This is a genomic window from Tomitella gaofuii, from assembly GCF_014126825.1.
GTDB classification, from domain to species: Bacteria; Actinomycetota; Actinomycetes; order Mycobacteriales; family Mycobacteriaceae; genus Tomitella; species Tomitella gaofuii.
In genome coordinates this window covers 1,956,725-1,983,314 of sequence record NZ_CP059900.1, presented here as the reverse complement: position 1 = coordinate 1,983,314, position 26,590 = coordinate 1,956,725, and the positions used below count along the sequence as shown (strand labels likewise).

General features: G+C 71.4%; 22 protein-coding genes. 11 read left to right on the top strand and 11 right to left on the bottom strand.

The genetic code is table 11. The features are described 5' to 3' along the window. Positions 1-7 precede the first annotated feature (7 nt). The 5 genes from H4F70_RS09275 to H4F70_RS09255 form a co-directional block, all read right to left on the bottom strand. Entirely contained in the window at positions 8-760 is a 753-nt protein-coding gene (locus tag H4F70_RS09275; RefSeq protein WP_182359929.1) for an SWIM zinc finger family protein, read from the bottom strand. Continuing rightward, positions 757-3,687: a DEAD/DEAH box helicase gene (locus tag H4F70_RS09270; RefSeq protein WP_182359928.1), complete on the bottom strand. Its 2,931-nt coding sequence runs from the start codon at positions 3,685-3,687 to the stop codon at positions 757-759. Before H4F70_RS09270 ends, H4F70_RS09275 begins: the two co-directional genes overlap by 4 nt. Then, positions 3,684-5,312 carry a substrate-binding domain-containing protein gene (locus tag H4F70_RS09265; protein ID WP_182359927.1) on the bottom strand — a complete coding sequence of 543 codons (1,629 nt, stop codon included), beginning with the start codon at positions 5,310-5,312 and terminating at the stop codon, positions 3,684-3,686. Before H4F70_RS09265 ends, H4F70_RS09270 begins: the two co-directional genes overlap by 4 nt. A 176-nt stretch (positions 5,313-5,488) precedes the next feature. Beyond that, on the bottom strand, positions 5,489-7,054 hold the full coding sequence (locus H4F70_RS09260) for an MFS transporter (protein WP_235681438.1): 1,566 nt from the start codon (positions 7,052-7,054) through the stop codon (positions 5,489-5,491). A 16-nt stretch (positions 7,055-7,070) separates the two neighbouring features. Next, positions 7,071-7,604, bottom strand: coding sequence for an MTB12 C-terminal domain-containing protein (locus H4F70_RS09255; RefSeq protein WP_182359926.1), 534 nt, complete (start codon positions 7,602-7,604; stop codon positions 7,071-7,073). Between the two features lie 490 nt (positions 7,605-8,094). Here H4F70_RS09255 and H4F70_RS09250 point away from each other — a divergent pair, with 490 nt between their 5' ends. The 4 genes from H4F70_RS09250 (at position 8,095) to H4F70_RS09235 (ending at position 12,487) form a co-directional block, all read left to right on the top strand. Beyond that, positions 8,095-9,219, top strand: coding sequence for a thiamine pyrophosphate-dependent enzyme (locus H4F70_RS09250; protein ID WP_372497581.1), 1,125 nt, complete (start codon positions 8,095-8,097; stop codon positions 9,217-9,219). Between the two features lie 53 nt (positions 9,220-9,272). Next, positions 9,273-10,247: an alpha-ketoacid dehydrogenase subunit beta gene (locus H4F70_RS09245; protein WP_220471818.1), complete on the top strand. Its 975-nt coding sequence runs from the start codon at positions 9,273-9,275 to the stop codon at positions 10,245-10,247. Continuing rightward, a complete protein-coding gene (locus tag H4F70_RS09240) occupies positions 10,244-11,620 on the top strand; it encodes a dihydrolipoamide acetyltransferase family protein (RefSeq protein ID WP_182359923.1) in 1,377 nt (458 codons plus the stop codon). Before H4F70_RS09245 ends, H4F70_RS09240 begins: the two co-directional genes overlap by 4 nt. 87 nt (positions 11,621-11,707) lie before the next feature. Further along, positions 11,708-12,487 carry an HNH endonuclease family protein gene (locus tag H4F70_RS09235; protein ID WP_235681437.1) on the top strand — a complete coding sequence of 260 codons (780 nt, stop codon included), beginning with the start codon at positions 11,708-11,710 and terminating at the stop codon, positions 12,485-12,487. A 73-nt stretch (positions 12,488-12,560) separates the two neighbouring features. Here H4F70_RS09235 and H4F70_RS09230 read toward each other — a convergent pair whose 3' ends face one another. The 4 genes from H4F70_RS09230 to H4F70_RS09215 all read right to left on the bottom strand — a co-directional run bounded on the left by H4F70_RS09230 (position 12,561) and on the right by H4F70_RS09215 (position 16,915). After that, the gene (locus H4F70_RS09230; RefSeq protein WP_182359922.1) at positions 12,561-13,817 is read right to left on the bottom strand and encodes an MFS transporter; all 1,257 of its coding nucleotides are present in this window, start codon (positions 13,815-13,817) and stop codon (positions 12,561-12,563) included. Positions 13,818-14,022: 205 nt separating this feature from the next. Beyond that, positions 14,023-15,534 carry an NAD(P)(+) transhydrogenase (Re/Si-specific) subunit beta gene (locus tag H4F70_RS09225; RefSeq protein WP_182359921.1) on the bottom strand — a complete coding sequence of 504 codons (1,512 nt, stop codon included), beginning with the start codon at positions 15,532-15,534 and terminating at the stop codon, positions 14,023-14,025. Next, positions 15,531-15,836 carry an NAD(P) transhydrogenase subunit alpha part 2 gene (locus H4F70_RS09220; protein WP_182348122.1) on the bottom strand — a complete coding sequence of 102 codons (306 nt, stop codon included), beginning with the start codon at positions 15,834-15,836 and terminating at the stop codon, positions 15,531-15,533. The genes H4F70_RS09225 and H4F70_RS09220 overlap by 4 nt, the downstream gene beginning before the upstream one ends. Beyond that, positions 15,836-16,915 carry a Re/Si-specific NAD(P)(+) transhydrogenase subunit alpha gene (locus tag H4F70_RS09215; RefSeq protein ID WP_372497579.1) on the bottom strand — a complete coding sequence of 360 codons (1,080 nt, stop codon included), beginning with the start codon at positions 16,913-16,915 and terminating at the stop codon, positions 15,836-15,838. The genes H4F70_RS09220 and H4F70_RS09215 overlap by 1 nt, the downstream gene beginning before the upstream one ends. Positions 16,916-17,281: 366 nt before the next feature. Between H4F70_RS09215 and H4F70_RS09210 the strand changes: the two genes are divergently transcribed. The 3 genes from H4F70_RS09210 to H4F70_RS09200 are packed head-to-tail and all read left to right on the top strand — an operon-like array spanning position 17,282 to position 19,979. Further along, positions 17,282-18,337, top strand: a complete 1,056-nt coding sequence (locus H4F70_RS09210; protein ID WP_182359920.1) for a tellurite resistance/C4-dicarboxylate transporter family protein — start codon at positions 17,282-17,284, stop codon at positions 18,335-18,337. Then, positions 18,334-18,906 carry a DUF309 domain-containing protein gene (locus H4F70_RS09205; protein WP_235681436.1) on the top strand — a complete coding sequence of 191 codons (573 nt, stop codon included), beginning with the start codon at positions 18,334-18,336 and terminating at the stop codon, positions 18,904-18,906. The genes H4F70_RS09210 and H4F70_RS09205 overlap by 4 nt, the downstream gene beginning before the upstream one ends. After that, a complete protein-coding gene (locus H4F70_RS09200) occupies positions 18,903-19,979 on the top strand; it encodes a CobW family GTP-binding protein (protein ID WP_235681435.1) in 1,077 nt (358 codons plus the stop codon). The genes H4F70_RS09205 and H4F70_RS09200 overlap by 4 nt, the downstream gene beginning before the upstream one ends. 91 nt (positions 19,980-20,070) lie before the next feature. Here H4F70_RS09200 and H4F70_RS09195 read toward each other — a convergent pair whose 3' ends face one another. After that, a complete protein-coding gene (locus tag H4F70_RS09195; protein WP_182359918.1) occupies positions 20,071-20,922 on the bottom strand; it encodes a uracil-DNA glycosylase in 852 nt (283 codons plus the stop codon). Positions 20,923-21,054: 132 nt separating this feature from the next. On the opposite strand from H4F70_RS09195, the gene H4F70_RS09190 reads away from it, so the two are divergent. Next, complete coding sequence (locus H4F70_RS09190) at positions 21,055-21,876, top strand: DUF4232 domain-containing protein (RefSeq protein ID WP_182359917.1); 822 nt, start codon at positions 21,055-21,057, stop codon at positions 21,874-21,876. 143 nt (positions 21,877-22,019) lie between these two features. Next, positions 22,020-22,919, top strand: a complete 900-nt coding sequence (locus H4F70_RS09185; protein ID WP_182359916.1) for a DUF1906 domain-containing protein — start codon at positions 22,020-22,022, stop codon at positions 22,917-22,919. Between the two features lie 137 nt (positions 22,920-23,056). Here H4F70_RS09185 and H4F70_RS09180 read toward each other — a convergent pair whose 3' ends face one another. Beyond that, the gene (locus tag H4F70_RS09180; RefSeq protein ID WP_182359915.1) at positions 23,057-24,700 is read right to left on the bottom strand and encodes a carboxylesterase/lipase family protein; all 1,644 of its coding nucleotides are present in this window, start codon (positions 24,698-24,700) and stop codon (positions 23,057-23,059) included. A 409-nt stretch (positions 24,701-25,109) separates the two neighbouring features. On the opposite strand from H4F70_RS09180, the gene H4F70_RS09175 reads away from it, so the two are divergent. Both H4F70_RS09175 and H4F70_RS09170 read left to right on the top strand, forming a co-directional pair. After that, positions 25,110-25,925 carry a lytic transglycosylase domain-containing protein gene (locus H4F70_RS09175; RefSeq protein WP_235681434.1) on the top strand — a complete coding sequence of 272 codons (816 nt, stop codon included), beginning with the start codon at positions 25,110-25,112 and terminating at the stop codon, positions 25,923-25,925. 271 nt (positions 25,926-26,196) lie between these two features. Further along, the gene (locus tag H4F70_RS09170) at positions 26,197-26,475 is read left to right on the top strand and encodes a GNAT family N-acetyltransferase (RefSeq protein WP_182348190.1); all 279 of its coding nucleotides are present in this window, start codon (positions 26,197-26,199) and stop codon (positions 26,473-26,475) included. Positions 26,476-26,590 lie beyond the last annotated feature (115 nt).

The window sequence follows — 26,590 nt, the reverse complement described above, 5'->3', positions numbered from 1 at the left end:
CCGCTCCTCAGTCGGCCATGAACCTCTGATACAGGGCGCGCAGGTCCCGTTCTGCGCAGGACGTGTCCGCCCCCCACAAACGCAGAGCGGCACGCAGGCGCGCCGTGTCCAGCCGGTCGACGGCCGGCCCCGCGCCCGCGTCAGGCCCGGGCATCGGCGGCAGCGTTCCGCGCACCGCGAACGGGTCGTCGCCGGCGGCAGCCGCGGTGGTCGGCTCCTCGTCCGTCGCCGCGGCGACGGCTTCCACCAGCGAGTCCACCGTCAGCCCGCGCCAGGCGAGGATCTGCAGCGGACGCACCCCCACCTCTTGCGCGGTCAGCAGCAGCAGCGCCGCACCGTGTTTGCACGGCCAGCTGTAGTCCGGGCAGCTGCAGTCGAAGTCGAGGTCCGCGGAATCCGCCGGCAGCAGCCGCTCCGCCAGCGACTCCGTCACCTCCCCCGAGGCCAGCGCAGTGAGGATTCCCGGCTCCGCACGCACTTGTGCGACGATCTCCGCACGGTCGTAGCCGTCCAGCTCCCGTACGGCGCACACCGTCTCGAACGGGTCCGGCTGCGAACCCTGCACCACCCCGCGCACGGCGCCCGGCGTGACCTGCAGCGAAAGCACCTGGCCTGAGCGCGCCACCGTCCGGCCACGGCGCAGGACGTCGGCGTCGACGATCCGCTCGACCGTGCGGGCGAGGCGTCCGCCCCACCCCGTGCCGCCGGCGGAGCGCAGCACCAGACCCGGTCCGCGCGGCGGTATGCGACGTGGGCTCATTCCCCCTGCGCCTCCTCGCCCAGTGCCACCAGGATGTGCAGGGCCTTGTCGTCGAGCTCGGTGACCCACGACTCGCCGCCGCGCACGCTCAGCTGGGCCAGCTCGCTCTTGCCCGCCAGGAGCTCGTCGATCCGCTCCTCCAGCGTCCCCACCGCCACCAGCTTGCGCACCTGCACGTCACGGGTCTGCCCGATGCGGAACGCCCTGTCGGTGGCCTGGTCCTCCACCGCCGGGTTCCACCACCTGTCCAGATGCACCACGTGGTTGGCCGCCGTGAGGTTGAGCCCGGTGCCGCCCGCCTTGAGCGAGAGCACCATCACCTGCGGGCCGCCGTCGGACTGGAACGCGGCGATCATGGCCTCCCGCGCGCCGCGCGCGACGCCGCCGTGCAGCACCGGCACCTCCCCGAGGCCGAAGCGGCCGGCGAGCCACGGGCCCACCATCGTGGCGAACTCGCGGAACTGCGTGAAGAGGAGGATCTTCTCGCCGTCCGCCAGCACATCACCCACCACGTCCTCCACGAGGGCCAGCTTGCCGCTGCGATGCCGGCCGCGCCGCATCAGGGCGGATCCGTCGCCCAGATAGTGCGCGGGGTGGTTGCACACCTGTTTGAGGTGCAGCAGCGCCGTGAGCACCGCGCCGCGGCGCGCCATCCCCTTCGCGCCGTCCAGCTTCTCCTCGAGGTCGTCGAGCACCGCCCGGTAGAGCGTCGCCTGCTCCGCCGTCAGGTTCACGCGTACCGTCATCTCCTGCTTGTCGGGCAGGTCGGCGACGACGGCCCGGTCCGTTTTGACCCGTCGGAGCACGAACGGCGCCGTCACCGCGCGCAACCGGTCGAGCGCGTGCGGGTCGCGCTCGGTCTCGATCGGCACCGTGAACGCGGCGCGGAACTTGGCCGCGCTTCCCAGCATGCCGGGGTTGACGAAGTCGAGGATCGCCCGCAGCTCGGACAGCCGGTTCTCGACGGGCGTGCCCGTCAACGCCAGCCGGTGGCGGGCCTGGATCTTGCGCGCGGCCCGCGCCTGCGCGGTGCGCTCGTTCTTGATGTGCTGGGCCTCGTCGAGCACCACCCGCTCGAACCGCAACGCGCGCAGTTCCTCGACGTCCCGCGCGAGCAGCGCATAGGTGGTGAGCACCAGGTCCGACGCGGCGACGCGGGCGGCAAGCTCGTCGCCGCGCGGGCGCGCGGTCCCGTGGTGCACGTGCACCCGCAGACCGGGCGCGAATCGCGCCGCCTCGCGTTCCCAGTTGCCGACCACGGACATCGGGCAGACCACCAGGGTGGGGCGGCGCGCTCCGCGCTCCCGCGCGCGCACTTCCAGCGCCAGCACCTGGACGGTCTTGCCGAGCCCCATGTCGTCGGCGAGCATCGCCCCCAGTCCCAGGTCGGCCATGTACGACATCCACGACAGTCCGCGCAGCTGATAGTCGCGCAGCCGCGCCGCCAGGCCGGCCGGCGCCGGCACCGCCCGGTCCGCCGCGGACTCCTCGCCGAAGAGAGCCTTGACCCACCCGGTCGCGGAGACCGCGCCGAGCGGCACCGGCGGCGGGTCCGTCGCCAGCGTGCGCAGCAGCGCGGCGAGCGTCGCGGGATCCGCCCGCCGGGCGGAAAGGTAGCGCGCGGCGTCCCGCAGGGCCGCGCCGTCCGCGCGCACCCATTCGCCGCGCAGCTTGACCAGGTCGGAGTTCCGGCGTGCCAGTTCGTCGAGCTCGCCGGGCCGCAGCACCGTGTCTCCCAGCGCCACCTCCATGTCGAACTCGACCAGGTGGTCCAGGCCGGTCCGTGCCTCGCCGGGCGCTGCGGGCACGTCCGGCGACGACACCCGCACACGCACCGTGGGCTCCACCACCCGCCATGCCCGCGGGAGCAGCACCGTGATCGACGCGGCGGACAGCGCCTGCGCTCCGTGCTGCACCAGATCCGAGACGGCGGCCTCCGGCATGAGCATGTCCAGCGAATCCCGGTCTCGGGGAAGCTCGCGCAGCAACGGGTATACGCGCATCGCCTCCTCCAATGCGCCGATGCACACCCGCACCGAATCGCGGTCCGCCTGCGTCAACGACAGGGGCACCGGGGCCCGATCCTCGCTGCGCACACAGACCTGGAGGCGCCACAGGTCGCCTCCGTCGGCCTGGGGCGCTGCGCCCTGCCCATCGCCGAATGCCGACGGGCCGGTGGCAGGGCCCTCTGTGCCGTGGTCGCCCGCGACGTCGGCGGCGTCCACGGGTTCGAGCAGCCGCAGTACCAGCTGCAACCCGCCGGAACGCGCCCCCTCGTGCCAAGCTGCGAGCCGGCCGGCCGCGGCGGCCCCGTGTTCGGCCACCGGGTCGCCCGCCACGAGAGCCGCCAGCAGCGGGTGCGCCGCCGGAGCCGGACGCCCGCCCCGGCTCTCGAGGCGCCGACGTACCACCGCGTCCGTCATCGCCGCGGTGAAGTCGTCGAACGCCGAGGCCGGTTCGGCGCCAGAGCCGCGCACGGACGGCGGCATGGCGGCGGCCCACTGCGCGCGCCAGGCCCGCTGTCCCGCACTCCACTCCAGCGCCCATCGGGGCCACCATTCCTCGTCGACACGCCGCAGGTCCGGGACCACCTGGCCCGCGGCCGCCCACCGGTCGATGCCGGCCACCACCGCGGCCAGATATGCCAGGTCCTCACCTGTCTCCTCGGGGCGCACCGCAGCGGAATCCGTCCCCAGCGCGGTGAGGAAGTCCGCCGCGGCCGCGGGCGCGAATCCGAGAGCCTCGTAGCCGGACCCAGACTCCTCCTGCCACGGCATCCGCACACTGTGGCGCGGCGATCGGCGCCCCAGTGCGCGCGCGAGGAACCGCACGCGCCCCTGCTCGGCGCTCCACACCAGCAGCCCCGCGCCCTCCTCCCACCGCGCGTGCAGCCCGCGCGGAACGGCCGCAGGCGGTACGGGCGTCACTTTCCGCGCTGTGCGATCGCCTGCGCGAACACCTGCGGGATGTCCGCCGGGTCGCGTGCGAGGTAGCTCGATCCGCCGGTGGCGGCGGAGATCTCCTGGAGCACCTCCGCGTCCGCGTCCTCCGTGATGCCGATCGTGATGATGAGCACGGGGCGCGCCGGATCCGCCTCCTGGTGCAGCTGCTGCAGAAGCTGCTCCTTCGTCAGGCTCACCGGGTCCTCGTTCTCGCCGTCGGTGAGCACGATGACCGAGTTGACCGCATTGGGATCATAGGTGGACTGGACCTGGCGGTATGCGGCGCTGATCGTGTCGTAGAGTCCGGTGCCCCCACCGACGAGGCCGCCCAGCTCGTCCACCGCCGCGCTCACCGCCTCGCGCTGAGTAGTACCGGCGCCGGTCTGCGCATCCAGCCTCTTGATGGGCACGAGCTCTTTGTAGTCGCGCTGCGGCCCGTCCAGGTTGAGCGAGAACGCCCACACCCCGAGCTGCGTGTTGTCCGGGAAGAGGCTCTCACCGATGCGCGCCGCCTTCTGCGTGAGCTGCATGCGGCTGTTCTCCTGGTCCGCGACGTAGGACATCGACCCGGAGACGTCGAACAGGACGAGGCTGCGCACCGGCACTGCGAGCACGTTCCACTTCTTCAGCGCGGCTTCCGCCGCGGCGGGATCCGGAATCGTGAGCACCGGCACGCCGCCGACGCCCGCACCGCCCGGCAGCGGCGCACCGTCCACGCGGAAGCCCGTGGCGGTGAACGCCTCCCGGCCGGCGTCGGAGGCGAGCACCGCGGCGAGGTCCGCCGCCCGCTCGGCCGCGTCGGCCTTCGCTTCACCGCGCGCCGTCACCACCAGCGGGTAGTCCATCATCACAGTGCCGGCGTCCGGGACCGTCGCCTGGTATCCGCCGCCGAGCTGCACGACCTGCTGCTCGGTCACCACCGCCGGCCCCTCGCCGGAGCCGAGGATGTCCTCCGGCTCGGCGGCCCCGTCGGACACAGTCTGCGCGTCGGCGCTCAGCTGCATGCTCTGCGCCTGCGCCGCGGCGACCATGGCCTGCTCGGCCGCCGCCTGATCGGTGCCCGCGGCCTGTTGCTCGGCCGCGGACGCGAGGATGGGCGCCTCCGCCACGGCGCTGGCCTGAGGATTGCCCAGCCTGATCCCCGGGGTGCGCAGCACATCGGTCCAGGTGCGGGCGGCGGGGACCGCGCCCGCCGCGGCCGCGACCACGACCGGGGACGTGGCCACGGACGGGGTGCCGATGTCGACGGGCATATCCGCCGCCTGATTGACCTTGGTGACCCAGCGGGTGGACTCCGGAATCCACAGCTGCGGGACGTCGATCCCGTGCAGAAGCGCATTCATCGTGGTGGCGGAACCGCGCGCCCTCACCTGGAAGTCCGAGCAACCGCGGTCCTCCGCGGGCACCGCGGCGACGGCCTGCTGCACCGCCGGCGCCAGCGCCGGGTCGACGTCCACGGCCACGGCCGTCGTCGAAGAGCAGCCACTGCCGCGTACGACCTGGAACACGACGATGCCGGCGACGACCACCACGATGGCGATCACCGCCAGCGCGGCGTACCGCAGCACACCCCCTGAGTTGTTGGCAGCCTGGTGCCGACCCCCGGCCATTGATCGTCCTTCCGCGCACGGCACCGGCCCCGACCCGGCCGGACCGCCGATGTGCTCGCTTCATCGTCGGTCGTGTCCCGGGCGGCCCCGCGACCCGGCAACATACTAGCGACAGGCCGTTCGACGCACGTCACCTCGGTCACAAGTAGCACCCCGGCGCCGGCCGGAAAGGCCGATCACAGCCGCGCTCCCCCGCGCGCACGCTGACGGAACATCCCGGCGAGCACGACGAGCGCGGCCAGGAAGATCAACAGACCGGACACGAGCAGCGCGGTGTCCAGGCCGGCATGGAAGGCTTCGTAGGTGGCCTGGATCACCTTGACCACGATCGATCCGTAGGTCTGCTCGTAGTCGCCGCTGCCGGCCCCCTGCGGCACCTTGCCGGTCTCGATCCCGTTGATGATGATCGAGTCGAAGGTGGGTGGGATGCCCAGCTCGCGCAGCCTCGATTTGAGCCCGCTAGTGAGGTTGGCGTTCACGAGCCCGCCGAGCGCCGCCACCCCGATCACCGCGCCCACTTGACGCATCGTGTTGGTCGCCGCCGCCGCCATCCCGGAGTGCTCGCCCGGGACGCCCGAGAGCACCGCGGAGGTCAACGGCACCACGGCGATACCGAAGCCGACGCCGGCCACCATCAACGACAACGCCAGCACCGTGAAATCGGCGTCCTGGTGCAGCAGCGGGCGGGTTAGGAGAATCCCTCCGCCGGCCAGAACACAGCCGACGATCATCGGGATGCTCGGCATCGATCGCGACACCCACACGCCGGCGAGCAGGGAGCCGAGAACGATCGCGACCGCCATCGGCGCGAACACCGCCGCTGTGCGCCACGCCGAGTATCCGACCACCTCCTGCAGGTACAGCGCGGTGAAAAAGAAGATCGAGAAGATGCCGAAGTAGATGGTGAACGCCACCGTCAACGCACTGCCCACGATGGGTATCCGCAGGTAGCGGAAATCGAACATCGGGTTGTCCGCGCGCAGCTCGACGACGATGAACCCTGCCAGCGCCACCGCGCCCACGGCGAAGAGCGTCAACACGTTGCCGGCGAAGTAGCCGACCTCCTGGCCCGCGATTCCCGCGTAGATGACGCACGCGAGGAACGTCGAACCGAGCAGGAAGCCGGGCAGGTCGACCCGACCCTGCTGACGGTCCCGGCTGTCCGGAACCCACAGGACCGCCGCCACCACCAGGGCGACGCCCAGGATCACGTTGAACCAGAAGATGGCACGCCACGAGAACGCGCCGACCAGGACTCCGCCCACCACCGGCCCGAGCGCGAGCGCCACCCCCGACACCGCGGCCCACACGCCGATGGCCTTCGCCCGCGCGTGCTCCTCGGGGAACACATGGCGGATCACCGACAGCGTCCCCGGCTCGGACCCGGCCGCGCCGATCCCCATCACCGCGCGGCCGACGATGAGCAGCGTCACGGTGGGAGCCGTCGCGGCGATCAGCGAACCGATGCAGAACACGACCATCCCCGCGACCATGACCCGCTTGCGCCCGAGCCTGTCGCCCAATGTCCCCGCCGTGAGCATGAGGCTGGCGAACACCAGCGTGTAGGCGTTGACCACCCACTGCAGTGAGATGACCCCGGCATGCAGATCGGACTGCACGTCGCCGAGTGCCACGGAGACGATCGTCGTGTCGATGAACGTCAGGAACAGGACAGCGCACACCGTGCCCAGCGCAACACGTTGCGGCCGCGTCGCGCCGGCCGCCGCGGCGCCCGTGGACAATGCCGGCCCCCTCAGGTCAGCTCGTCGGAGCGGCCGGGGCGCTCGTCGCGGCGGGGGCACCGCCCTGCGCCGCGCACTCCGCCGGGGGCGTGCCGCCGTTCTCCAGGGTGAGCAACCCGCAGAACGAGGACGCGGACACCTTCCACTTGCCGTCGACCTTCACCGCGTACCCGGTCTGGTCCGGCAGCACGGGCTTGTCGTCCATGAGGATCGTGTAGACCACCGACGCGCGGCCTGGGCTGACAAGGCTCATCTCGCTCACGGTGACCGACGTCGATTCGGCCAGCCCCGAAGAGGACTGGGCGTTGATCGTCTTCGCGAAGCGGTCGGGATCCTCGATCACTCCCAGCTTGGTCTGCGCGTCCGACTTGCCGGAGAAGAACGTCTCATACGCCGAGGTGATGGCGCTCTTCTCCTGCTGTGTCAGGCCGCTCGCATCCGCGGCCCCCGCGCCCGTCGTCTGCTGCACCGCCGCGGTGGGCGGCGAGGTGTCGGTGGTGGCGGCGCCGGAGCCGCCGGAGCTGCCGCAGCCTGCCAGCGTGAGGGCCACGGCGGCACACAGCCCGACGGCCGCGCCTGCGGACCGGACGGCGTTTCCGCGAGAACGAATGCAGAACATGCTCATGATGCGCCTTTCCAGCGAACGAAACAGCGGCGGTTCAGCGGCGGTTCGGCGGCAGTCCGGCGAAGACCGCACCGCCTGCGGACTCCGGAGTGATCGCCGACGATCGGTGAGCTGGATCTCATCGTAGGACTCTTCCCGTCCGGCCGTACCCGAAAACACCGGGATCGGGCCACATCGGCGAATCGGTGTGCGCCGAGCGCAAAACGGGGCATGCTGGAGGGAGGACGCGCGCACGGTGCCCGGCCCCACCGGGCGGCGGCGCCGACTGCGGAGGCACCGCGTGCCGGCCCCGACAGGGGCGGGCGCGGCCCGACGCGGCGCGGGTCACCAGGAGGCAGTCTCCCGCCCCGGAAGACCTCCGGACGGGCACGAGGAGGCGACTATGACCGCCGAACGCGCCGATCTCTCCGGCCCCTTGCCCACGTCGGGCGTGCTGGAACCGGACGCCGGGAGCGCCACCGCCCCCGCCCTGCGGGACCGGCTCGACGACATCCTCGACGACCACCACGCGTTGCTGGGGCTCTACCGCGACTTGGCGGTGCTGCGCCGCATCGACGAGCAGTGCCTCGCAATGGCCCGCCAAGGCGCGCTCGCGCTGTGGGCGCCGATCGCCGGCCAGGAGGCCGTGCTCGTGGGCGCCGCACGGGCGGCGGAACGCCACGACCACCTTTTCATCAGCTACCGCGAGGCGCTCATGGCCGCACTGCGGGGCGTCCCTCCGGAGCAGGTGCTCCCCATGTGGCGCGGCAGCGCCCTGGGCGGGTGGGACCCCGACGAGTACGGGATCACCAACCCGGCGATCATCGTGGGCGCGCACGGGTTGCACGCCGCCGGGTACGCGATGGCCGCCGCGCTCGACGGCTCCCAGGACCGGGCGATCGCATTCTTCGGCGACGGCGCGACGAGCCAGGGCGACCTGAACGAGGCACTCAACTTCGCCGCCACGACCACGGCGCCGGTGGTGTTCTTCTGCACCAACAACCAGTTCGCGATCAGCGTCCCCGTCGCACAGCAGACCGCCGTGCAACCCGCACAACGCGCACACGGTTTCGGCATCCCCTCACTGCGCGTCGACGGCAACGACGTGCTCGCCGTCCTCGCCGCCACCCGCACGGCCACCGCACACGTGCGTGCGGGCGGCGGGCCGTACTTCGTCGAAGCGGTCACCTACCGGCTCGGCCCGCACACCACCAACGACGACCCCACGCGGTACCGGTCCGCCGCAGAGCTGGAGGCGTGGCGTGCCCGCGACCCGGTCGAGCGCATGCGCCGGTTCCTCGCGGACTCCGGACTGCTCACCGATGCGGATGCGGACGAGGTGCGCAACGCCGCCGACGACGCCGCGCAGCGTTACCGCACGGCGTGTGCGGAACTCCCGGAACCCGATGCGGCGGGGATCTTCGAGCACGTCTACGCCGCGCCGCATCCGCTGATCGACGAGGAGCGCCGCGCCTACGCCGACTACCTCGCGTCCCTCGGCGGGGCGGCCACCCCGGCCGGCCCCGCCGGCCCGTCCACCGGCAAGGAGGTCCCGCGATGACCACCGCGAAGATTCGCGACGCCGCATCTGAGGCCGACGGAGCCGTCACACGCATGGCCCTGGCGCCCGCCATCGGAGCAGGGCTGCGCCGTGCGCTCGAGGACGACGAGCGGGTCGTGATCATGGGCGAGGACCTGGGCCGGCTCGGCGGCGTGTTCCGCGTCACCGACGGCCTGCAGAAGGACTTCGGCGAACGGCGGGTGATCGACACGCCGCTCGCCGAGTCCGGCATCATCGGCACCGCCTTCGGGATGGCGCTGCGCGGCAAGCGGCCGGTGTGCGAGATCCAATTCGACGGTTTCGTCTACCCCGCCTTCGATCAGATCGTCACGCAGGTGGCGAAGATCCACAACCGCACCCGCGGCCTGGTGCGGATGCCGCTCACGATCCGCATCCCGTTCGGCGGCGGGATCGGCGCGGTGGAACACCACTCGGAGTCCCCGGAGGCCTACTTCGCCCACACCGCAGGGATCCGGGTCGTCAGCCCCGCCACCCCGTCGGACGGCTACTGGATGACCCGCCAGGCGATCGCCGCACCCGACCCGGTCATCGTCTTCGAACCCAAGCGGCGGTACTGGGAGAAGGCGCCGGTGGATTTCAGCACCCCTCCCCCCGAACCGCTCGGCGGCGCACGCCTGACGGATCTCGGGAACGGCGACGCCGCGGCGACCATAGTCACGTACGGCGCCCTCGTGAGCACGGCCGTCGAGGCCGCGGAGACCGCAGCCCCCGAGTGCGGCGTGGAGATCATCGACCTGCGCTCCCTCTCGCCCATAGATTTCGACACGATCGAGGCGTCGGTGCGGCGCACGGGACGCCTGGTGGTGGCGCACGAGGCGCCCGTGTTCATGGGGCTCGGGGCGGAGATCGCCGCGCGGATCACCGAGCGTTGCTTCTACCGGCTGGAGGCGCCTGTGACACGTGTCGGCGGATTCCACACCCCGTATCCTGCGGCCCGCGCGGAATCGCACTACGTCCCGGGCGTCGACCGCATCCTCGACGCCCTCGACCAGGTGCTGGCGCAATGAGCGCGCCCATGGATTTCCTCCTGCCGGACCTCGGTGAGGGGCTCACCGAGGCCGAGTTGCTGTCGTGGTCGGTGGCCGTCGGCGACACCGTGGAGCTCGACCAACAGGTGTGCGAGGTGGAAACGGCCAAGGCGGTGGTGGAGCTGCCCGCGCCGATCGCGGGGACCGTCGTCGCACTCCACGCCGAGCCCGGTGCCACCGTCGTCGTCGGCGAACCACTCGTCTCGATCGACACCGGCACCGGCACCACCGCGCCCCCTGCCACTGAAGGCCACGGTGCCGCGAGCCCCGGCGAGGAAGACGCCCCTGCCACTGAAAGCCCCGGCGCAGCAGAGGCCCCCGCCGCCGTCGAGCCTGCGCCACCCACGCTCGTCGGATCCGGCCCCTTGCCGCACCGGCCGGGCCGCACCGGGTGGCGCCGTCGTTCTCACGCAACCCCGGCCACGGCATTCCGGACCGGCCGTGAGGACGGCCCCCGCGCGAAGCCATCCGCCCGCAAGGCCGCCCGTACGCTCGGCGTCGACCTCACCGCCGTCCGACCCGCCCGCGACGACGGGGTCATCACCGAGGACGACGTCGCAGTTCACGCTGACGGGAGGGACGCCGGCGGGAGGGACGCCGGCGGGGACGAAGACGTCCGCCGCACCCCGGCGGACGCGTTCCGCCGGGCCACGGCAGAGGCGGTCACCGCGAGCGCACGCTCGATCCCGCACGCGTCCGGATTCCGCACGGTCGACGTCACCACCGCGATGGACCTGCTGCGACGGCTGCGCGTCACCGCCGGCAGCACCGACACCGACCCCGACACCGGCACCGGCGGTTATGCCGCCGACTTCCGCGGCGTGCGGCCCACCCCCCTGACGCTCGTCGCCAAGGCTGTACTCGTCGCACTCGCCCGGCACCCGCTCGTCAACGCGTCCTGGGACGAGGCCGGCGAGGCGATCGTCGAGCATCCCCACGTGAACCTCGGGATCGCCGTCGCCGGACCGCACGGCCTGACCGTCCCGCACATCCCCGCCGCCGACTCCCTGGGGCTGGCCGGGCTCGCGGCCTCGCTCGACGAACTCGTCACCGAGGCACGGGCCGGGCGCACCCCTCCGGCCCGCCTGCGCGGAGGGACTTTCACGATCACCAACATCGGCGTGTTCGGGCTCGAAGCCGGCAACGCCGTGATCAACCCCGGCGAGTCGGCCATCCTGTCGCTCGGCGCCGTCGCGCGCAGGCCGTGGGTGTGCGACGACGCGCTCGCCGTCCGCGACGTCGTCACGCTCGGGTTGTCCTTCGATCACCGGATCATCGACGGGGAGCTGGCCGGACGGTTCCTGGCCACCGTCGCCGGGGCCCTCGAGAATCCGCTGCGCCTGGCGGGCTGAGTGTCCCGAAGGCAGAATCGGTCGCCGGGGAGCGGATGATCCGAGGCTCGGACATCATGTACGAGGGGACGACGTCGCGGGGGGACGATGCCACGGGGGAACGCACGGCAGCAGGTCGGCGAAACACCACGCGCCGGGCCGCGCCGCCCGGGGTGGGCGGAAGTCCTGACTCGGACGGCGGGGCTGATCGCATTGATCGCGGCGGTGCTCCTGGCGCACCGTTGCGCGGCGTTCACGCCGATGGCCGACCGGCCGGCGCCGGGCAGCCCCTCGACAGAACGGATCCGGTCCCTCCTCGACCGGGTGCGGGTGATCCCCGAACGCCCGGACATCCCCGGGTATGAGCGCGGCTGCGGCCCCGGCGAGGGGTGCGCGTTCGGTGCGGCGTGGACGGACGCGACCAGCGCCCCGCTGTCCCACAACGGCTGCGACACCCGCAACGACGTGCTCGCCCGAGCGATGACCGGCGTGCGGTTCCGGCCCGGCACCGACCGCTGCGTCGTGGTCGCGGGGCTGCTCGACGACCCCTACACCGGGCGACGCATCACATTCCGCAAGTCCCACGCGGGCGAGGTGCAGATCGACCACGTGATCCCGCTCGCCGCCGCATGGGACCTCGGCGCCCACGCGTGGACGCCGGCCAAGCGCAAGCGGTTCGCCAATGACACGGACTTCGAGCTGCTCGCCGTGGACGGACCGGCGAACATGCGCAAGAGCGACTCCACGCCGCAGGACTGGATACCGGACGCAGCCGCCTACCGGTGCTTTTACGCGGCGAAGTACCTCGCCGTCGCGGCCCGGTACTCCCTGCCGATCACCGTCGGGGACCGGACCGTCCTCGCAGGCATCGCCGACCGCTGCCGATGACGGCCGTCCGCCATCGGCGCGGAGACGCCGCCGCGGTCCGGTCACCGCCCGCCGTGCCCGGGCAGGGCCGCGATCAGGAACGGCCGGGCTCGGTGTCCTCGCCGCGCACGACCACGTCCGAGCCGCCGCGCCGTGCTCCTTTCAGCGTCTCCGGCGCCCCCGCCCACGGTATGGCGGCAAGCAGACACACCGCGCCCGTCACCGCGAACGCCACCGAGTACGAGGCCTGTTCCGCCAGGAAGCCCGCGGCGATGGGGCCGATGATCGCACCGACGTCCGAGAGCATCTGGAAACCCGCCAGCACGCTGCCGCCGCGACGGTCGGCACCGATCAGGTCCGCCACCGCCGCCTGCTGCGGCGCGTTGAGCAGGCCCGCTCCGGCACCGGCGACGAAGGAGGTCACCACCAGCATCGCCGACCCGGCGGACAGCCCCAGCGCCGCGGTGCCGACTCCGGTGACGACGAGCCCCGCCAGCACCATCGGCTTGCGGCCCCGTGTATCGGCGATCCGTCCCGCGGGGATGATCACGAGGGCGTTGCCGACCGCGAACACCGCCAGCGCAACTCCGGCCATGCTTTCACCCGCGCCGATGGCGACCGCGAACAGCGGCACGAGCGCCACCCGCACCCCCATCGACGACCAGCCGTTGGCGAATTTGGACACCAGCGCCGCCCGATACGCGCGGTGGGCCAGCGCCTCGCGGAGTTCCATGGCGGGCTTGTCCGGCCCGTCACCGCCGTCCGCCGGGTGCACGTCCTTGAGCAGCAGCCCCACCACGAGCATCGCCACGATGAGCGCCGCCGCGTACACCAGGAAGGGCACACGTAGCCCGAACCCCGCCAACAGCCCGCCGAGGACCGGGCCGAGAATGTTCCCCACCAGGAAAGCCGACGAATACAGCCCGGTCACACGCCCGCGCGCGCCCGGATCGGCCAGGCGCACCAGCAGACCCATCGCCGACACCGTGAACATGGTCGAACCGATGCCGCCGAGTCCGCGGAAGACCAGCAGCTGCCAGTAGTCGGCCGCGAAGGCGCAGGCGCCGGTGGAGACCGCGACGATGAACAGGCCGGTCAGATACACCCACCGCTCACCGACGAGATTCACCAGCCGCCCGCCGGCCGGGGCGAACACGAGGCGGAAGAACGCGAATGCGCTGATGATGACGGTGGCCGCCGTGGTGCCCACGTCGAAGCTTTTCGCGAACTGCGGCAGTACCGGCGCCACCAGGCCGAATCCCAGCGCGATCACGAACGCGGCGCTGACCAGAACCCAGATCGACCGCGGTATCGGGGTGCGGGCGGCGCCTCGCACCGCTCGTCGCCTCATCGTGCACCCGCCTTTCGCGCGTCCAGTCAATCAGCCTGCTTCCGGGGAACCCGCCGGGGACACCCCACCAGTACACGGCTCCCCCGCACACGACGCACGCGGGCCCCGCGCCGGCCTGTGCCGGGCGGGACCCGCGATGGTGCATCGGTGCAGAACGGCGTGCAGGGTACTTCCTGCCGGTCCTGTGCGCGCCGACCGCGTCGTGTCAGAGCCCCTTGAGCTCCTCGATGACGGTCTCGACCGACTTCTTCGCATCACCGAAGAGCATCGAGGTGCCGTCCGCGTAGAACAGCGGGTTGTCGATGCCCGCGTAGCCGGTGCTCATCGAGCGCTTGAGCACGATCGTCGAGCGCGCCTGATCGACGTTGAGGATCGGCATGCCGTGGATCGGGCTCGACGGATCGTTGCGCGCCGCCGGGTTGGTGACATCGTTGGCGCCGATGACGATCGCGACATCGGTGCGGCCGAACTCGCCGTTGATGTCGTCCATCTCCTTCATCGCGTCGTACTCCACGTCCGCCTCGGCGAGCAGCACGTTCATGTGCCCCGGCATGCGGCCGGCCACCGGGTGGATGGCGTACTTGACCTCGACGCCCTTCTCCTCGAGCAGGCTGGCCATCTCCTTGACCGTGTGCTGCGCCTGCGCCACGGCCAGGCCGTAACCGGGCACCACGATCACCTGGTTGGCGTAGGCCATCTGGATCGCGGCGTCCGCCGCCGAGGTGGACTTGACGGTGCCGCCCGCATCACCGGCGGGGCCCGCGGCCGCGTCGCCGCCGCCGAACGCGCCGAAGACGATCGCCGGGATCGACCGGTTCATCGCCTTGGCCATGAGGTTGGTCAGGATCGAGCCGGAGGCGCCGACGATCATACCGGCGACGATGAGCGCCGTGTTGTCGAGTGCGATACCCGCCGCGGCAGCCGAAAGACCGGTCATCGCATTGAGCAGCGAGATCACCACCGGCATGTCGGCGCCGCCGATCGGCAGCACCACGAACAGGCCCATGATCCCGGCGGCGATGAGCAGGCCCACCATCCACCAGATCGACGAGCCGTCATTGGTCGCCGCGCGCACGCCCATCACCACGGCGAGGGCGATCGAGACGACCAGCAGCACCATGTTGGCCAGCTGGAACAGCTTCGCGTTGCCGGTGGCGAACTTCTCGAGGCCCTTGGGCATGACCTCCTGCAGCTTGGAGAACGCCACCAGCGAACCCCAGAACGAGATCGAACCGATGATCGCCGCGATCAGCGACCCGACCACCATCGGCGAGGCCGGCTCCACACCGTGGAAGTTCAAGAACCCGTTCGTCTCCGAGGCCTCGGCCCAGGCGATCAGCGCGACCGTGCCGCCGCCGACCCCGTTGAACAGGGCGACGAGCTGCGGCATCGCGGTCATCTTGGTCTTGAGCGCCGGCGGGATGCCGAGCACGACGCCCAGGACGAGACCCACTGCGATGAGGATCCAGTTGATCGCGGGGACGTCGACCCGGCCGTGGCCGTCGTCGGAGACCGCGCCGTCGTTGTAGACCTGCAGCAGCGTCGCGGCCACCGCGAGGAGCATGCCCACCGCGGCGATCCAGTTGCCGCGGACCGCGGTCTTCGGACCGGTCAGCCCCATCAGGCCGTAGATGAACATGCCGAATGCGACGATGTAGAGAGCGAGGACGGTGTAGTGCAGTCCCTCGCTGGCGTTGTGCGCAGCAGCAAGGATCACTTGGCCGCCTCCTTCTTACCCTTGAACATGCCCAGCATGCGGTCGGTCACGGCGAAGCCGCCGACCACGTTGAGCGTGCCGAACACCAGCGCCACGAACGCGATGATCCGCACGCCCCAACTCGCGTCCGCCGGCAGCGAACCGAGCACGACCAGGGCGCCGAGCACCACGATGCCGTGGATGGCGTTGGTACCCGACATCAGCGGCGTGTGCAGGGTGTTCGGGACCTTCGAGATCACGGCGAAGCCGACGAACCCGGCCAGCACCAGGATCGCGATGTTCGCCAAAAGTCCGGTGTACATCAGTTGTCCTCCTTCGCGCGGGTCACGCAGGCCGCCGCGAGGATCTCGTCCGAGAAGTCCGGGGCCAGGCGCGCGTCGTCGTCGAGCATCAGCTCGAGCAGCTCCTGGACGTTGCGCGAATACAGCTCGCTCGCATGCTCGGGCATCGTCGCCGGCAGGTTGAGCGGCGACGCGATGGTCACGCCATGCTTGACGACGGTCTGTCCGGGCTCGGTGAGCTCGCAGTTGCCGCCGGTCTCGCCGGCGAGGTCCACGATGACGCTGCCGGGACGCATGCCCTCGACCGCGGCGGCCGTCACCAGCCTCGGAGCGGGACGCCCGGGCACCAGCGCCGTGGTGATCACCACGTCGAAGCCCTTGATCGCGTCCTCGAGCGCCTGTTGCTGCTGATCGCGTTCGGCCTCGGTGAGCTCGCGGGCGTAGCCGCCTTCACCGGCGGCGTCGATGCCCAGGTCGAGCCACTGCGCACCCACGGAACGCACCTGATCGGCCACCTCCGGGCGCACGTCGTAGCCGGTGGGCCTGCCGCCGAGCCGCTTGGCGGTGGCCAGCGCCTGCAGGCCTGCCACGCCGACGCCGAGCACCAGCACGGTCGCCGGCTTCACGGTGCCCGCCGCAGTGGTGAGCATCGGGAAGAACCGGGTCGACTCCGTGGCCGCGACTATCACAGCCTTGTAGCCGGACACGTTGCCCTGCGACGACAGCGCGTCCATGGCCTGCGCACGCGAGATCCGCGGGATCGCCTCCACCGCGAACGCCTGGACACCCGCCGCGCCGAGCTCCTGGACGCCCTCGGCGTTGCCGCGCGGGTTGAGGAATCCGATCAGGGTCTGCCCCGAGTGCATGCGACTCAGCTCGCCCGCATTCGGTGCGGCGACCTTGACGATCACCTCGGACGCCCAGGGGTCTCCGATCTCCGCTCCGGCCTCGACATAGGCGTCATCCGGGATGAGCGCGCTCTCACCGGCGCCCGCCTCGACGATCACCTTCACGCCCTTGCCGGCCAGTTTGCCCACTACCTTCGGCACCAAAGCCACGCGGCGCTCGCCGTCGTTCGTCTCCCGAACCACGCCCACCACGGCACCCTGAGCCTTACCGCTCTGTGCTGAATCCAAGTGTCTGAAACTTTCTGCGTTGTGCTTTCGACCTGCTTTGTGCTTTCGACCTGCTTTGTGCTCACGATCTGAAGAGTCCCCCGCGGGGTGGCCGCACCCGCAGCGCGGATCGTGTCCGCATCTGCCCCGGGGATCGGGTGACTATAACTAGCGGCGGGTCTGCCGCAAAAACTGATGGGTAACACTGTTCTTCGCAATCAACCCGATGCTCGCCGATTATGTCAGCAGCCCGCCGGCGCGCCCGTTGCGGTCCCATCCGCACGCCCGGGTACCCGCGGACGGGGGTGCAATCCGCTGCCGATCCACGGCGGCGCCCATAGGCTGATCCGCGTGCCGACGTCGACAGATGCCTCCCCGGACCCCGACCTCGCCCCGCGGGATCTCTGGCGCGGGGCCTTCGCCTTCGTGATGGCCACGGGCATCGTCTCCACGGCGATACTCAACTCCGGCGCACACATCGCCGCGGCCGTGCTGTTCGCCATCGCGAATGTGACGTACTTCACCCTTGCGGTGCGGGTGCTGTTCCGCTGGGAGCACCACCGCGCGGCCGGCGACGGCGGCTTCATGACGCTGACCTTCGTGGCGGCGTCGGGTGTGCTCGGGGCCCACTACGCCTTCCTCGAGCTTCGGATCGCCACGCTGGTGTTCGTCGTGATCTCCATAGCCTCGTGGGTGGTCCTCGGCTACACCGTCACCGCACGCGCCGTCGCCGCGGCGGCCACGGCGAAACGCGCCTCCTTCGCCGACGAGCTGGCGCAAGTCGACGGCACCTGGTTCCTCTGGGTCGTGTCGACGCAGTCCGTCGCCGTGGTCTGCGGCGCGTACGCCACCCATTTCGGCTCCCACGGCCTGGCGACGTTCGCCGCACTGTGCTGGTCGGTGGGCGTGGTGAAGTTCGGGCTCATCGCGTCGCTCGAGTTCTCCCGCCTGACGCTGCACCGCCTCGCACCCCGGGAGACGGTGGCACCCTACTGGATCTTCATGGGCTCGGCGGCGATCACGGTGCTCGCCGGTGCGCAGATCCTGGGGCTGAGTTCGGAGCAGTCCCTCCTGGAACCGGGCGTGGTCGCGACCGTCTCCATGGTCCTGTGGTCCTTCGCCACATGGCTTGTCCCGCTTCTCATCGTGCTGTTCGTCTGGCAGCTGTCGCGGCGCCCCGGCGTGCCCCGTTTTCGGACGGCATGGTGGTCGATGGTGTTTCCGATCGGCATGTACGGGGAGGCCAGCAGGCAGCTCGGCACCATCCACGGCACCGGCTGGCTCACCGGCGTCGGTCGATGGGAAGCGTGGGCGGCGCTCGCCGTGTGGGCTGTGACGTGCACTGTACTGCTCACCCAGCTGGCCTCCGCCCACCGTGCGGCACGATCACGCACAATGCACTCGTGACCCGCCACGACCCCGAGCAGCGCAGTTCCCCGCACGACGGCGATACGCCGCGTCGGTCACGTGCACGTGACGACCGCGGACGCGCCCAGAACGACCGCCCCCGCGACGCCCTCGGCCGGCCGCTCCCCCACGGCGCGGTCGGCGTCCCCCGCCAGCCGGAAGGCATCGTCCGCACTCCGGGCCAGACATTGGAACTGGGCCAGGAGCTGCTGGACCGCCACCGGCCGTTCCACGCGCACGATGTGTTCGAAGACCATTGGAAACAATCGACGGGCCCCGACAGGCCGCTGTGGCGCGGCCTCGCGCAGCTCGCCGTCGGGATCACGCATGCGGCCCGCGGGAATCCGGCCGGGGCCGCGGCGGTGCTGGATCGGGCAGCCGTCACGATCGCCCCCTTCGCGGCGGCGCCGCCGTACGGCATCGACGTGCCCGGGATCCGGGTCTGGTGCGCCGACTGTTCGACGCGACTCGGCAGTGTCGGCATCCCGCACCGGCCAGTGTGGATCGCGCCGCCGCGGCTGCGCGGTGATGCCGAGGGACTCGGTGCCGGCCGAGAGGAGCAGCCGTGATCGCGGCGCCCGTACCGGTCGTCGTGTTGGCAGGATTCCTCGGCGCCGGCAAGACGACACTGCTCAATCATCTGCTGTCGAACGAGATCGGGGTGCGTCTCGGCGTCATCGTCAACGATTTCGGCGCCGTCGGGATCGACGCGTTGCTCGTGGCCGGGCAGGTCGACGGGGTGGTCGATCTCGGGAACGGATGCGTGTGCTGCGCGGTGGACGGAGAGGAACTCGAAACCGCCCTCACCCGCATCGCCCGCACGCCCCGGGGTGTCGATGCGATCGTGATCGAGGCCAGCGGTCTCGCGGAACCGCGGAGCCTCATCCGCATGGTCGTCGGCAGCGCGTCGCGCGCCTTCCGGTACGGCGGGCTGGTCGAGGTGGTCGACGCCTCCTCCTTCCCCGACACCCGCAGGCGGCACCCGGAGCTCGACGCCCATGTGCGGCTGGCCGATCTCGTCGTCATCGGAAAGACCGATCAGGTCTCCCCCGCCGAGCTCGCCACGGTCCGCGGGACGGTCGCGGCGCTGTGCGGTCCGGTCCCCGTCATCGAGGCGGCCCACGGCCGCCTCGATCCGGCGCTGCTGTTCGACGAACGCGGAGCCGTCGCGGCGCCGGACCGGCCCCGCCAGCTGACGCTCGACGACCTGTTGCGCGACGCGGCACACGAGGGCGAGGAAGCCGGCTCCGCCACCCCGCATCCGCACTCCGAGTACGACACCGTCTCCTACGTCCACGACGGACCGCTGCACCCGCGGCGGCTGGCCGCGCTGCTCGAGGACGCTCTGGCGGGCCTGTACCGGACCAAAGGCGTAGTGGCCCTCGCGGACCCGCAGGACTGCGGTTCTTTCGAGATTCAGACCGTCGGCCGGTACATCCACGCCCGACGGCGCTCCAACGGGGCCGCGGGAACACCCCGCCGCGACGCCGACGACGCGTCCGCTCCCCGCACACGCCTCGTCGCGATCGGCACGGGCATCGACGAACAGGCACTCGTCGCGGCGCTGGATGCGTGCCGGATCCTGCCGGACGAGCCGTCGGACGAACAGGCGATGCTGTCGATACTGCGTTATCTCGATTGACGTCGTCGTTATCTCGATTGACGTCGTCGCGATCGCTCCGTCGCCGCGATGAGCTGCGGGCGGACGTCCGGAACGGCCGGGCCCGGCCCGGCTATTCCGGCGCACACAGCGCGCGCGCCTCCGCGAAGAGATCGTCGAGCATGTTCTCCGTCAATCTGCCCGTGAAGGTGTTCTGCTGGCTGGGGTGGAAGCAGCCGAGCACGATGATGCGGCGGCCGTCGGACGTCTCCACCGCGGTCCGCGCACCGTGCCCGAACCGCGGCTTGGGCCTGGATATGCGCACTCCGGCGTCGCGCAGCAGTCTCAGCACGGCGTCCCACCCGTAGCCTCCGAGCGCCACCACGACGTGCACCGTCGGCAGGACCTGCCTCAGCTCGGCCGCCATCCAGGGCGCGCAGGCGTCGCGCTCGGCGGTCGTGGGTTTGTTGCCGGGCGGCGCACAACGCACCGCGGACATGATCCGCACGCGGTGCAGACGCTGACCGTCCCCCACGTGCGTGCTCGTCGGTATAGCGGCGAGGCCCGCCCGGTACAGCGCCGCGTAGAGCCAGTCGCCGGCGCGGTCGCCGGTGAACATCCGTGAGGTGCGGTTGGAGCCGTTCGCCGCCGGCGCCAGCCCCACCACCAGGATCTCCGGGGACTCGTCGCCGAATCCCGGCACCGGGCGGCCCCAATAGGGCTGATCGGCGAACGACTTGCGCTTGATCACCGCCGCCTCTTCGCGCCAGGAGACGAGCCGCGGGCAGGCCCGGCACACCGAGATCCGCGCGTCGAGCGTGTGGAGGTCCGCCGCACCCGCGGCGAGCGACCCGACCTCCCCGGGGGTCTCCGCGACGGGGGTCGACGAATCGGCCGGATCGTCCGGCCACCCGGTGCCGGGCGGGACCGGGGAGGGAAAGGCCCCGCCCGCGAGCGGGTGGGGCAGCAACTCCGGAACGTCCACGCCGGCCCCCTTCCATGCTCCCTGCGCCGGCGCCAGCCTATCCCCGCGCCGCGCGCCGGCGATCGGCGGCGGCGCCCTTCGACAACCGCGTCGTCCCCCTGGTCCGGGCCCGTTCCGCGTAGCCTCGGGGACATGAGGAGACCGGCGCGGCACTCGGCCCCCGCGGGCACCGCCCCGCGGACGGCATGGCGTGCCGCGCGCGAGCGCGGCATCCAGGTATGCCCGCACCGTCCGGGCCGCCGGCGCCGCGGGTGCATCCGGGCGCTCGGCGTAGGAGCACTGGCCCTCGCGGCGGCCGCCACCCTCACCGGCTGCGAAAGCGCGATCACCGATCCTTCCGCGCAGGAGACGACGGTCCCGTCGCTGCAGGCGCGGGCCACGCCGCCCAGCCGGGCCGAGCGGACCCCGCAGGCCATCCCCACCCCCGTCACCACGCCGTCCGCAGCGCCGACACCCGCATCGCCTCCGCCTGCAGTGCCGCCCGCATCGCCGCCCGCCGGCCCGTCCTCCGCGGCGCCGGCCCCGGCCTGCCCGGCCGATGCACTGGACGTGGGATTCGGGCGCGTCGGCGGCGCCGCGGGTTCGATCATCCTCACGCTGGTGTTCACCAACACCTCCTCCGGGCCGTGCACGTTGTTCGGTTACCCGGGCGTCTCCTATGTCGGTGCGGACGGCGTGACGCAGGTGGGATCCGCCGCCGTGCGCTCGCCACGCCCGGAGCAGACCGTTCTTCTGAAGCCGGGACAGAGCGCCTCCTCCCAGGTGCGCGCGGCCAACGTGCAGAACTATCCGGTCGAGGAATGCGAGCCGACTCCTGTGTCCGGACTACGGGTCTACCCGCCGGGGGACACCGGTTCGGTGGTCCTCCCGCACGCGACCACCGGCTGCGCGACGACGTCCCCCCGCGTGACGCAACTCGACGTGACCCCCGTGGTTCCGGGCACCGGAGACTGACCCGGCGCGTCAGGTCGCCCCGCCGGATTCCCGCTTTTCACAGATTTCACTTGCAACACGCGGGCATCAATAGTTGACTTCTACTCAACAACCATCACTCGCGTAACACCGCAAACGCGGATCGGGTCCCGTGGGAGGTCACCGTGGAACTGTCTCGTCGCGATGCGCTGCGCACGCTCGCCACCGGCGCCACCGCCGCGGGCCTGGCGATCATCGCGGCCCCCGCCGCCCGCGCCGAAGGGCTGGGCACCCTCATCGACTATTCCGCGGGCGTCCCGTCCGCCCGGTCCATCCGCGCGGCCGGCTACAAGGGAGCCATCCGCTACTGCTCGGACGCACGGGCCGATTGGATGGCAGGCAAGCCCATGGCCCGCAGCGAGGCCGAGGCACTGCAGGACGCGGGGCTCGAGGTCGTCTCCTGTTACCAGTACGGAAAAGGCGACACCTCCGACTGGCTCGGCGGGCACGAAGCGGGCATCCACCACGCGACGCGGGGACTCGAACTGCACCGCGCGGCCGGCGGCCCCGACGGCGCCCCCCTCTACATGTCCATCGACTCGAACCCCACGCGCGCACAGTTCGACGCCCAGGTGCTGCCGTTCCTCCAAGGCTGCGAAAGCGTACTCGGCCATGGCCGCACCGGCGTCTACTGCAACGCGCCCACCATCGACTGGGCGCTCGCCGCCGGCGTGGGCGCATACTTCTGGCAGCACGACTGGGGAAGCGAAGGCCGCATCCACGACGCCGCGCATCTGCACCAACGCGCCATCGACTCCGACACCGTGGACGGAATCGGGATCGACCTCAACACGATCCGCACAAGCGACTACGGCCAATGGTCCGCTCACGGCCAGTCCGCGCCATCCGTCCGGAGCGCCGGCGTCACGCAGCAGGCCGCAGGAGCCGAAGGCGCCCCATCCGAGCAGATCCTCGACGGCATCTCGCAGTCCGCAGGTGATCCGGGCGCGCTGATCGACCGTGTCACCGGCCTCGCCGACAGAGCGATCGGGCTCGCCGGTAGAATCGCCGCCCGCATCGGCTGACCGGGCCGGGCCGTCAGGGGAACCCCAGCACCGAACCCTCCCCCTCCCCATGCCCACCGGCACCGGGCCGGGCCGTCAGGGGAACCCCAGCACCGAACCCTCCCCCTCCCCATGCCCACCGGCACCGGGCCGGGCCGTCAGGGGAACCCCAGCACTCTGCTTCCCCACAGCGAGCGCGCCCTCCTGTCCACATCCACCACCACCTCGTCCCGGCGATCGATCACCAGTGTCCGGCGCCCGCGCTCGTCGTAACCGGCCCACGGTTCGGCACCGTCCTCACCGTCGGGCCTTCCCGTGCGCGCGAACGTCAGCCACCGCGACCGCATCCTGTCCGCCACGCGTTCCGCCGTGCGCCGACCGCCCAATGCGAAGGTCGGATCGCGCCGCATCGCCCCGAACGTGCCGAAGACGTACGGAACCTCCGTGGCATGACCCGCGCCCACGCGGGCCGCGCGCAGCATCGGCGAAGCGTGGTCGAACCGGTACAGCCACGTCGGCGCGTGCCGACTGTGCGCCTCCGCGATCCACACGGCGGGCATCCGGAAGGCGGCGTCCTGCGACACCGCCACCGCGCCGCGCGTCCGGGGCAGTTCCCGGTATCCGGACATGATCGCCGCCACCCGCTCGGGCGCGACGTCCGGATTGGCGGCGAGCACCCCCGCCAGCATCTGATACACCGACTGCGGCGTCACCGGCATCATCTGCATGCGCAGCAGCCGGAATATCGACGCCTCGTCGCGGTTGGTCCCGATGATCAACGGCACCCTGTGCGCCACGCCCTTCTGAAACGCGGCCACCGGATACCGCGGAACCAAGTCACCATCCACGACAGGGGCCATGGCGAGGGTGCCGGGATCCGATCCGGACACCTCCGCGGACAGTCGGCCGCTCGCCGCCGCGAGCGCGGTGGCGGGCATCGTCCGCAGCGCGTCCGCACGATCGGCCGGCACGTCCAGAATGCGCAGCAGTCGACCGGCCACCGACGCCGCCCGCTGCATGCCGTACACGGAAGTGGCCGGCGAGCTCTGCGCGATCGCGCGGTGGAACAGCCCCGCCGCGCGCGGCACCGTCATCAGCGTCGTCACCGCTCCCCCGCCTGAGGACTCGCCGAACAGCGTCACGTTGTCCGGGTCGCCGCCGAACGCGCTGATGTTGTCCCGCACCCACTCCAGGACCGCGATCTGGTCGCGCAGACCCACATTGGATTCGAACGTCCCTGCGCCGCCGGACATGGCTTCCATGGCCACGAACCCCAGGACGCCGAGGCGGTAGTTGAACGTCACCACCACCGCGTCGCCCTCCGCGACCAGCCTGCGCCCGTGGTAGATCCCCTGGGAACCCGCGCCCAGGAAATACGCGCCGCCGTGGATCCACACGAGCACGGGGCGCAGCGTCCGCTCCGGGCGCGGCGCCCACACGTTGAGGTTGAGGCAGTCCTCGTCACGGACCAGCTCGGCCTCGATGGGCATGCCCTCGGCCTGCGGGCAGACGGGACCGAACTCAGCGCAATCGCGCACCCCGCTCCACCTGCGTGCGGGGACGGGCGCCCGAAACCGCAGCGGACCCACCGGCGGTTCCGCGAAAGGGATCCCTCGCCAGGCGAAGACCTCCCGCGCACGCTCCGCGTGCAACTGCCTCGTGCCGACTTCGTGCGCCCGCACGTCGGAATACCCGCGCACCGCGCCGCACGGCGGGATCACCACCAGCGTCCCGCGCTCCCCCGTTCCCCGCCCCCGCCACGCCGGCGTTCCTGCGCGGCGGCCTGCGGACCCGTCGATCATCCTGCGACGTTAGCGCGCGCCGGGGCGGACCCGTCAGCCTCTCCGCCCGGTTTCGTGACAGGAGTCACGACATGGCGGCACAGGTTCATGCACCACGCACACGGAGTACCGAGCCGCCCTCACGAAGTTCGACGTCTACACAGGTCACGCCCCTGCAAATGGCCCGCCTTCGGCCGCGACGGCACCGAATCGCCGCATGGGCCCTTGTTCACTGTCAGCAACATCCATCACATATGCCACATAAGAACCATTTGATAACGCTTCGATAACGACATAGTCACGATTTGACGGTACTGTCGCCGACGGCCCGGGGCCGGGCCACTCCGCACCGCGGACCGACTTCACGAAACACCACCGTCGTCGCGACGCACTGCGGGCCCGGCCCACCCCCGACAGCACCAGGAGCCACGTGCCCAGCACCCGAGACCACGCCCAGTTCCGGCGTACCGCCCGCGCGCTCGTCCCCACCGCGGTACTCGCGATGTCGTTCACCACGGCCGTCATCCCCGCGTCCGCAGGGCCACTGCACGCAACCTCGCCCGCAGCCCCCGCGCCCGACACGGCCGCACCCGCCGTCGCGTCGCCGGCACCGGGCGGCGCCGCTGACGTGGCCGCAGGGTCCACAGCGCCCGCAGGTTCCGTCGAATCGCCCGTTCCGCATGCTCCCCCCGGTCTGCCACGTCCGGCCGGCCTGTCCACCGACGTCGCGCACGGCGGGATGCCCGACATCAACTTCGCGGCGTACTCGCATGCCGCAGAGGTCCTCGCCGAGGACATGCCCCGGTGCGGCATCGACTGGTCTCTCATCGCGGGCATCGGACGCGTCGAATCGACGCACGCGGATCACGGCGCCACCGACGCGCAGGGGACGCTCATCGACCCCATCTACGGACCGCGTCTCGATGGCAGCCTCGGCGGCAATCAGGTGATCACGGACACCGACGGGGGCCGTCTCGACGGCGATGCCGCCTACGATCGGGCCGTGGGGCCGACGCAGTTCATCCCCTCCACGTGGGCGCAATACGCCGCGGACGGCAATGGCGACGGCGTCGCAGACCCGCAGAACCTCTACGACTCCGCCCTGACGACCGGCCGCTACCTGTGCGACGGGGGACTCGACCTGCGCAACCCCGGCGACGTCATGACCGCGATCCTGCGCTACAACCAGTCGACCGTCTATGCGGGCAAGGTTCTCGGATTCGCGCACGACTACGGGCGGATGTGACCACGCCGCCGCGCCCCGGGCCCCGCGCCGAATGCGCGACGGATCCCGCGGTGTCCGTTCCCTCCCGCGGACCTTCGGATCGCGCTAACCTGGAGGGACGGTCGTCGCGCGGCAACCGCCAGTGGCCTGTCGGCCCCGACGGACTTCGAGTACAGCGTCGGTCTCACAGGACGGCGCCGGTCTCACAGGACAGCGTCGGTCTCACAGGGCAGAGCATCCGCGAGCAGCAGCCGTGACAACGCAGAACCTCGGACGAGAGGGGCAGGCTCCGGTGGCACACAGAATATTGCACAACACGGACCTCGAACGCTTCGAGATCTATGTGGGCGAGGAGGTCGGCGCCTACGCCGACTACGTCGATGTGGGTGAAACCCGCAACTTCGACCACACCGTCACGAAAGGCCGTTTCGAGGGGCAGGGTCTCGCATCCGCGCTGATCGAGCACGCGCTCGACACGACCAGGTCGGAAGGCAAGCGCGTCGTCACGTCCTGCAGCTTCGTGCTCGGGTTCATCGAGGCGCATCCCCAATACAACGACCTCGTCGCCTGAACGGCGCACAGCGACCGCGTCGCCGGAACGGCCCGGGCCGCCACGCGTCGGACACCGCGCCGGTCCGTCAGCCCGCATCGGGCGCTGACGGACCGGCGCGGCAGGTCCTCCGGCC

Excerpts from the sequence above, each read along its gene's own strand:
- H4F70_RS09275 (WP_182359929.1), bottom strand. The coding sequence starts at position 760 with ATGAGCCCACGTCGCATACCGCCGCGCGGACCGGGTCTGGTGCTGCGC.
- H4F70_RS09265 (WP_182359927.1), bottom strand. The coding sequence starts at position 5,312 with ATGGCCGGGGGTCGGCACCAGGCTGCCAACAACTCAGGGGGTGTGCTG.
- H4F70_RS09245 (WP_220471818.1), top strand. The coding sequence starts at position 9,273 with ATGGCCCTGGCGCCCGCCATCGGAGCAGGGCTGCGCCGTGCGCTCGAG.
- H4F70_RS09190 (WP_182359917.1), top strand. The coding sequence starts at position 21,055 with ATGAGGAGACCGGCGCGGCACTCGGCCCCCGCGGGCACCGCCCCGCGG.
- H4F70_RS09230 (WP_182359922.1), bottom strand. The coding sequence starts at position 13,817 with ATGAGGCGACGAGCGGTGCGAGGCGCCGCCCGCACCCCGATACCGCGG.
- H4F70_RS09180 (WP_182359915.1), bottom strand. The coding sequence starts at position 24,700 with ATGATCGACGGGTCCGCAGGCCGCCGCGCAGGAACGCCGGCGTGGCGG.
- H4F70_RS09235 (WP_235681437.1), top strand. The coding sequence starts at position 11,708 with ATGCCACGGGGGAACGCACGGCAGCAGGTCGGCGAAACACCACGCGCC.
- H4F70_RS09220 (WP_182348122.1), bottom strand. The coding sequence starts at position 15,836 with ATGTACACCGGACTTTTGGCGAACATCGCGATCCTGGTGCTGGCCGGG.
- H4F70_RS09240 (WP_182359923.1), top strand. The coding sequence starts at position 10,244 with ATGAGCGCGCCCATGGATTTCCTCCTGCCGGACCTCGGTGAGGGGCTC.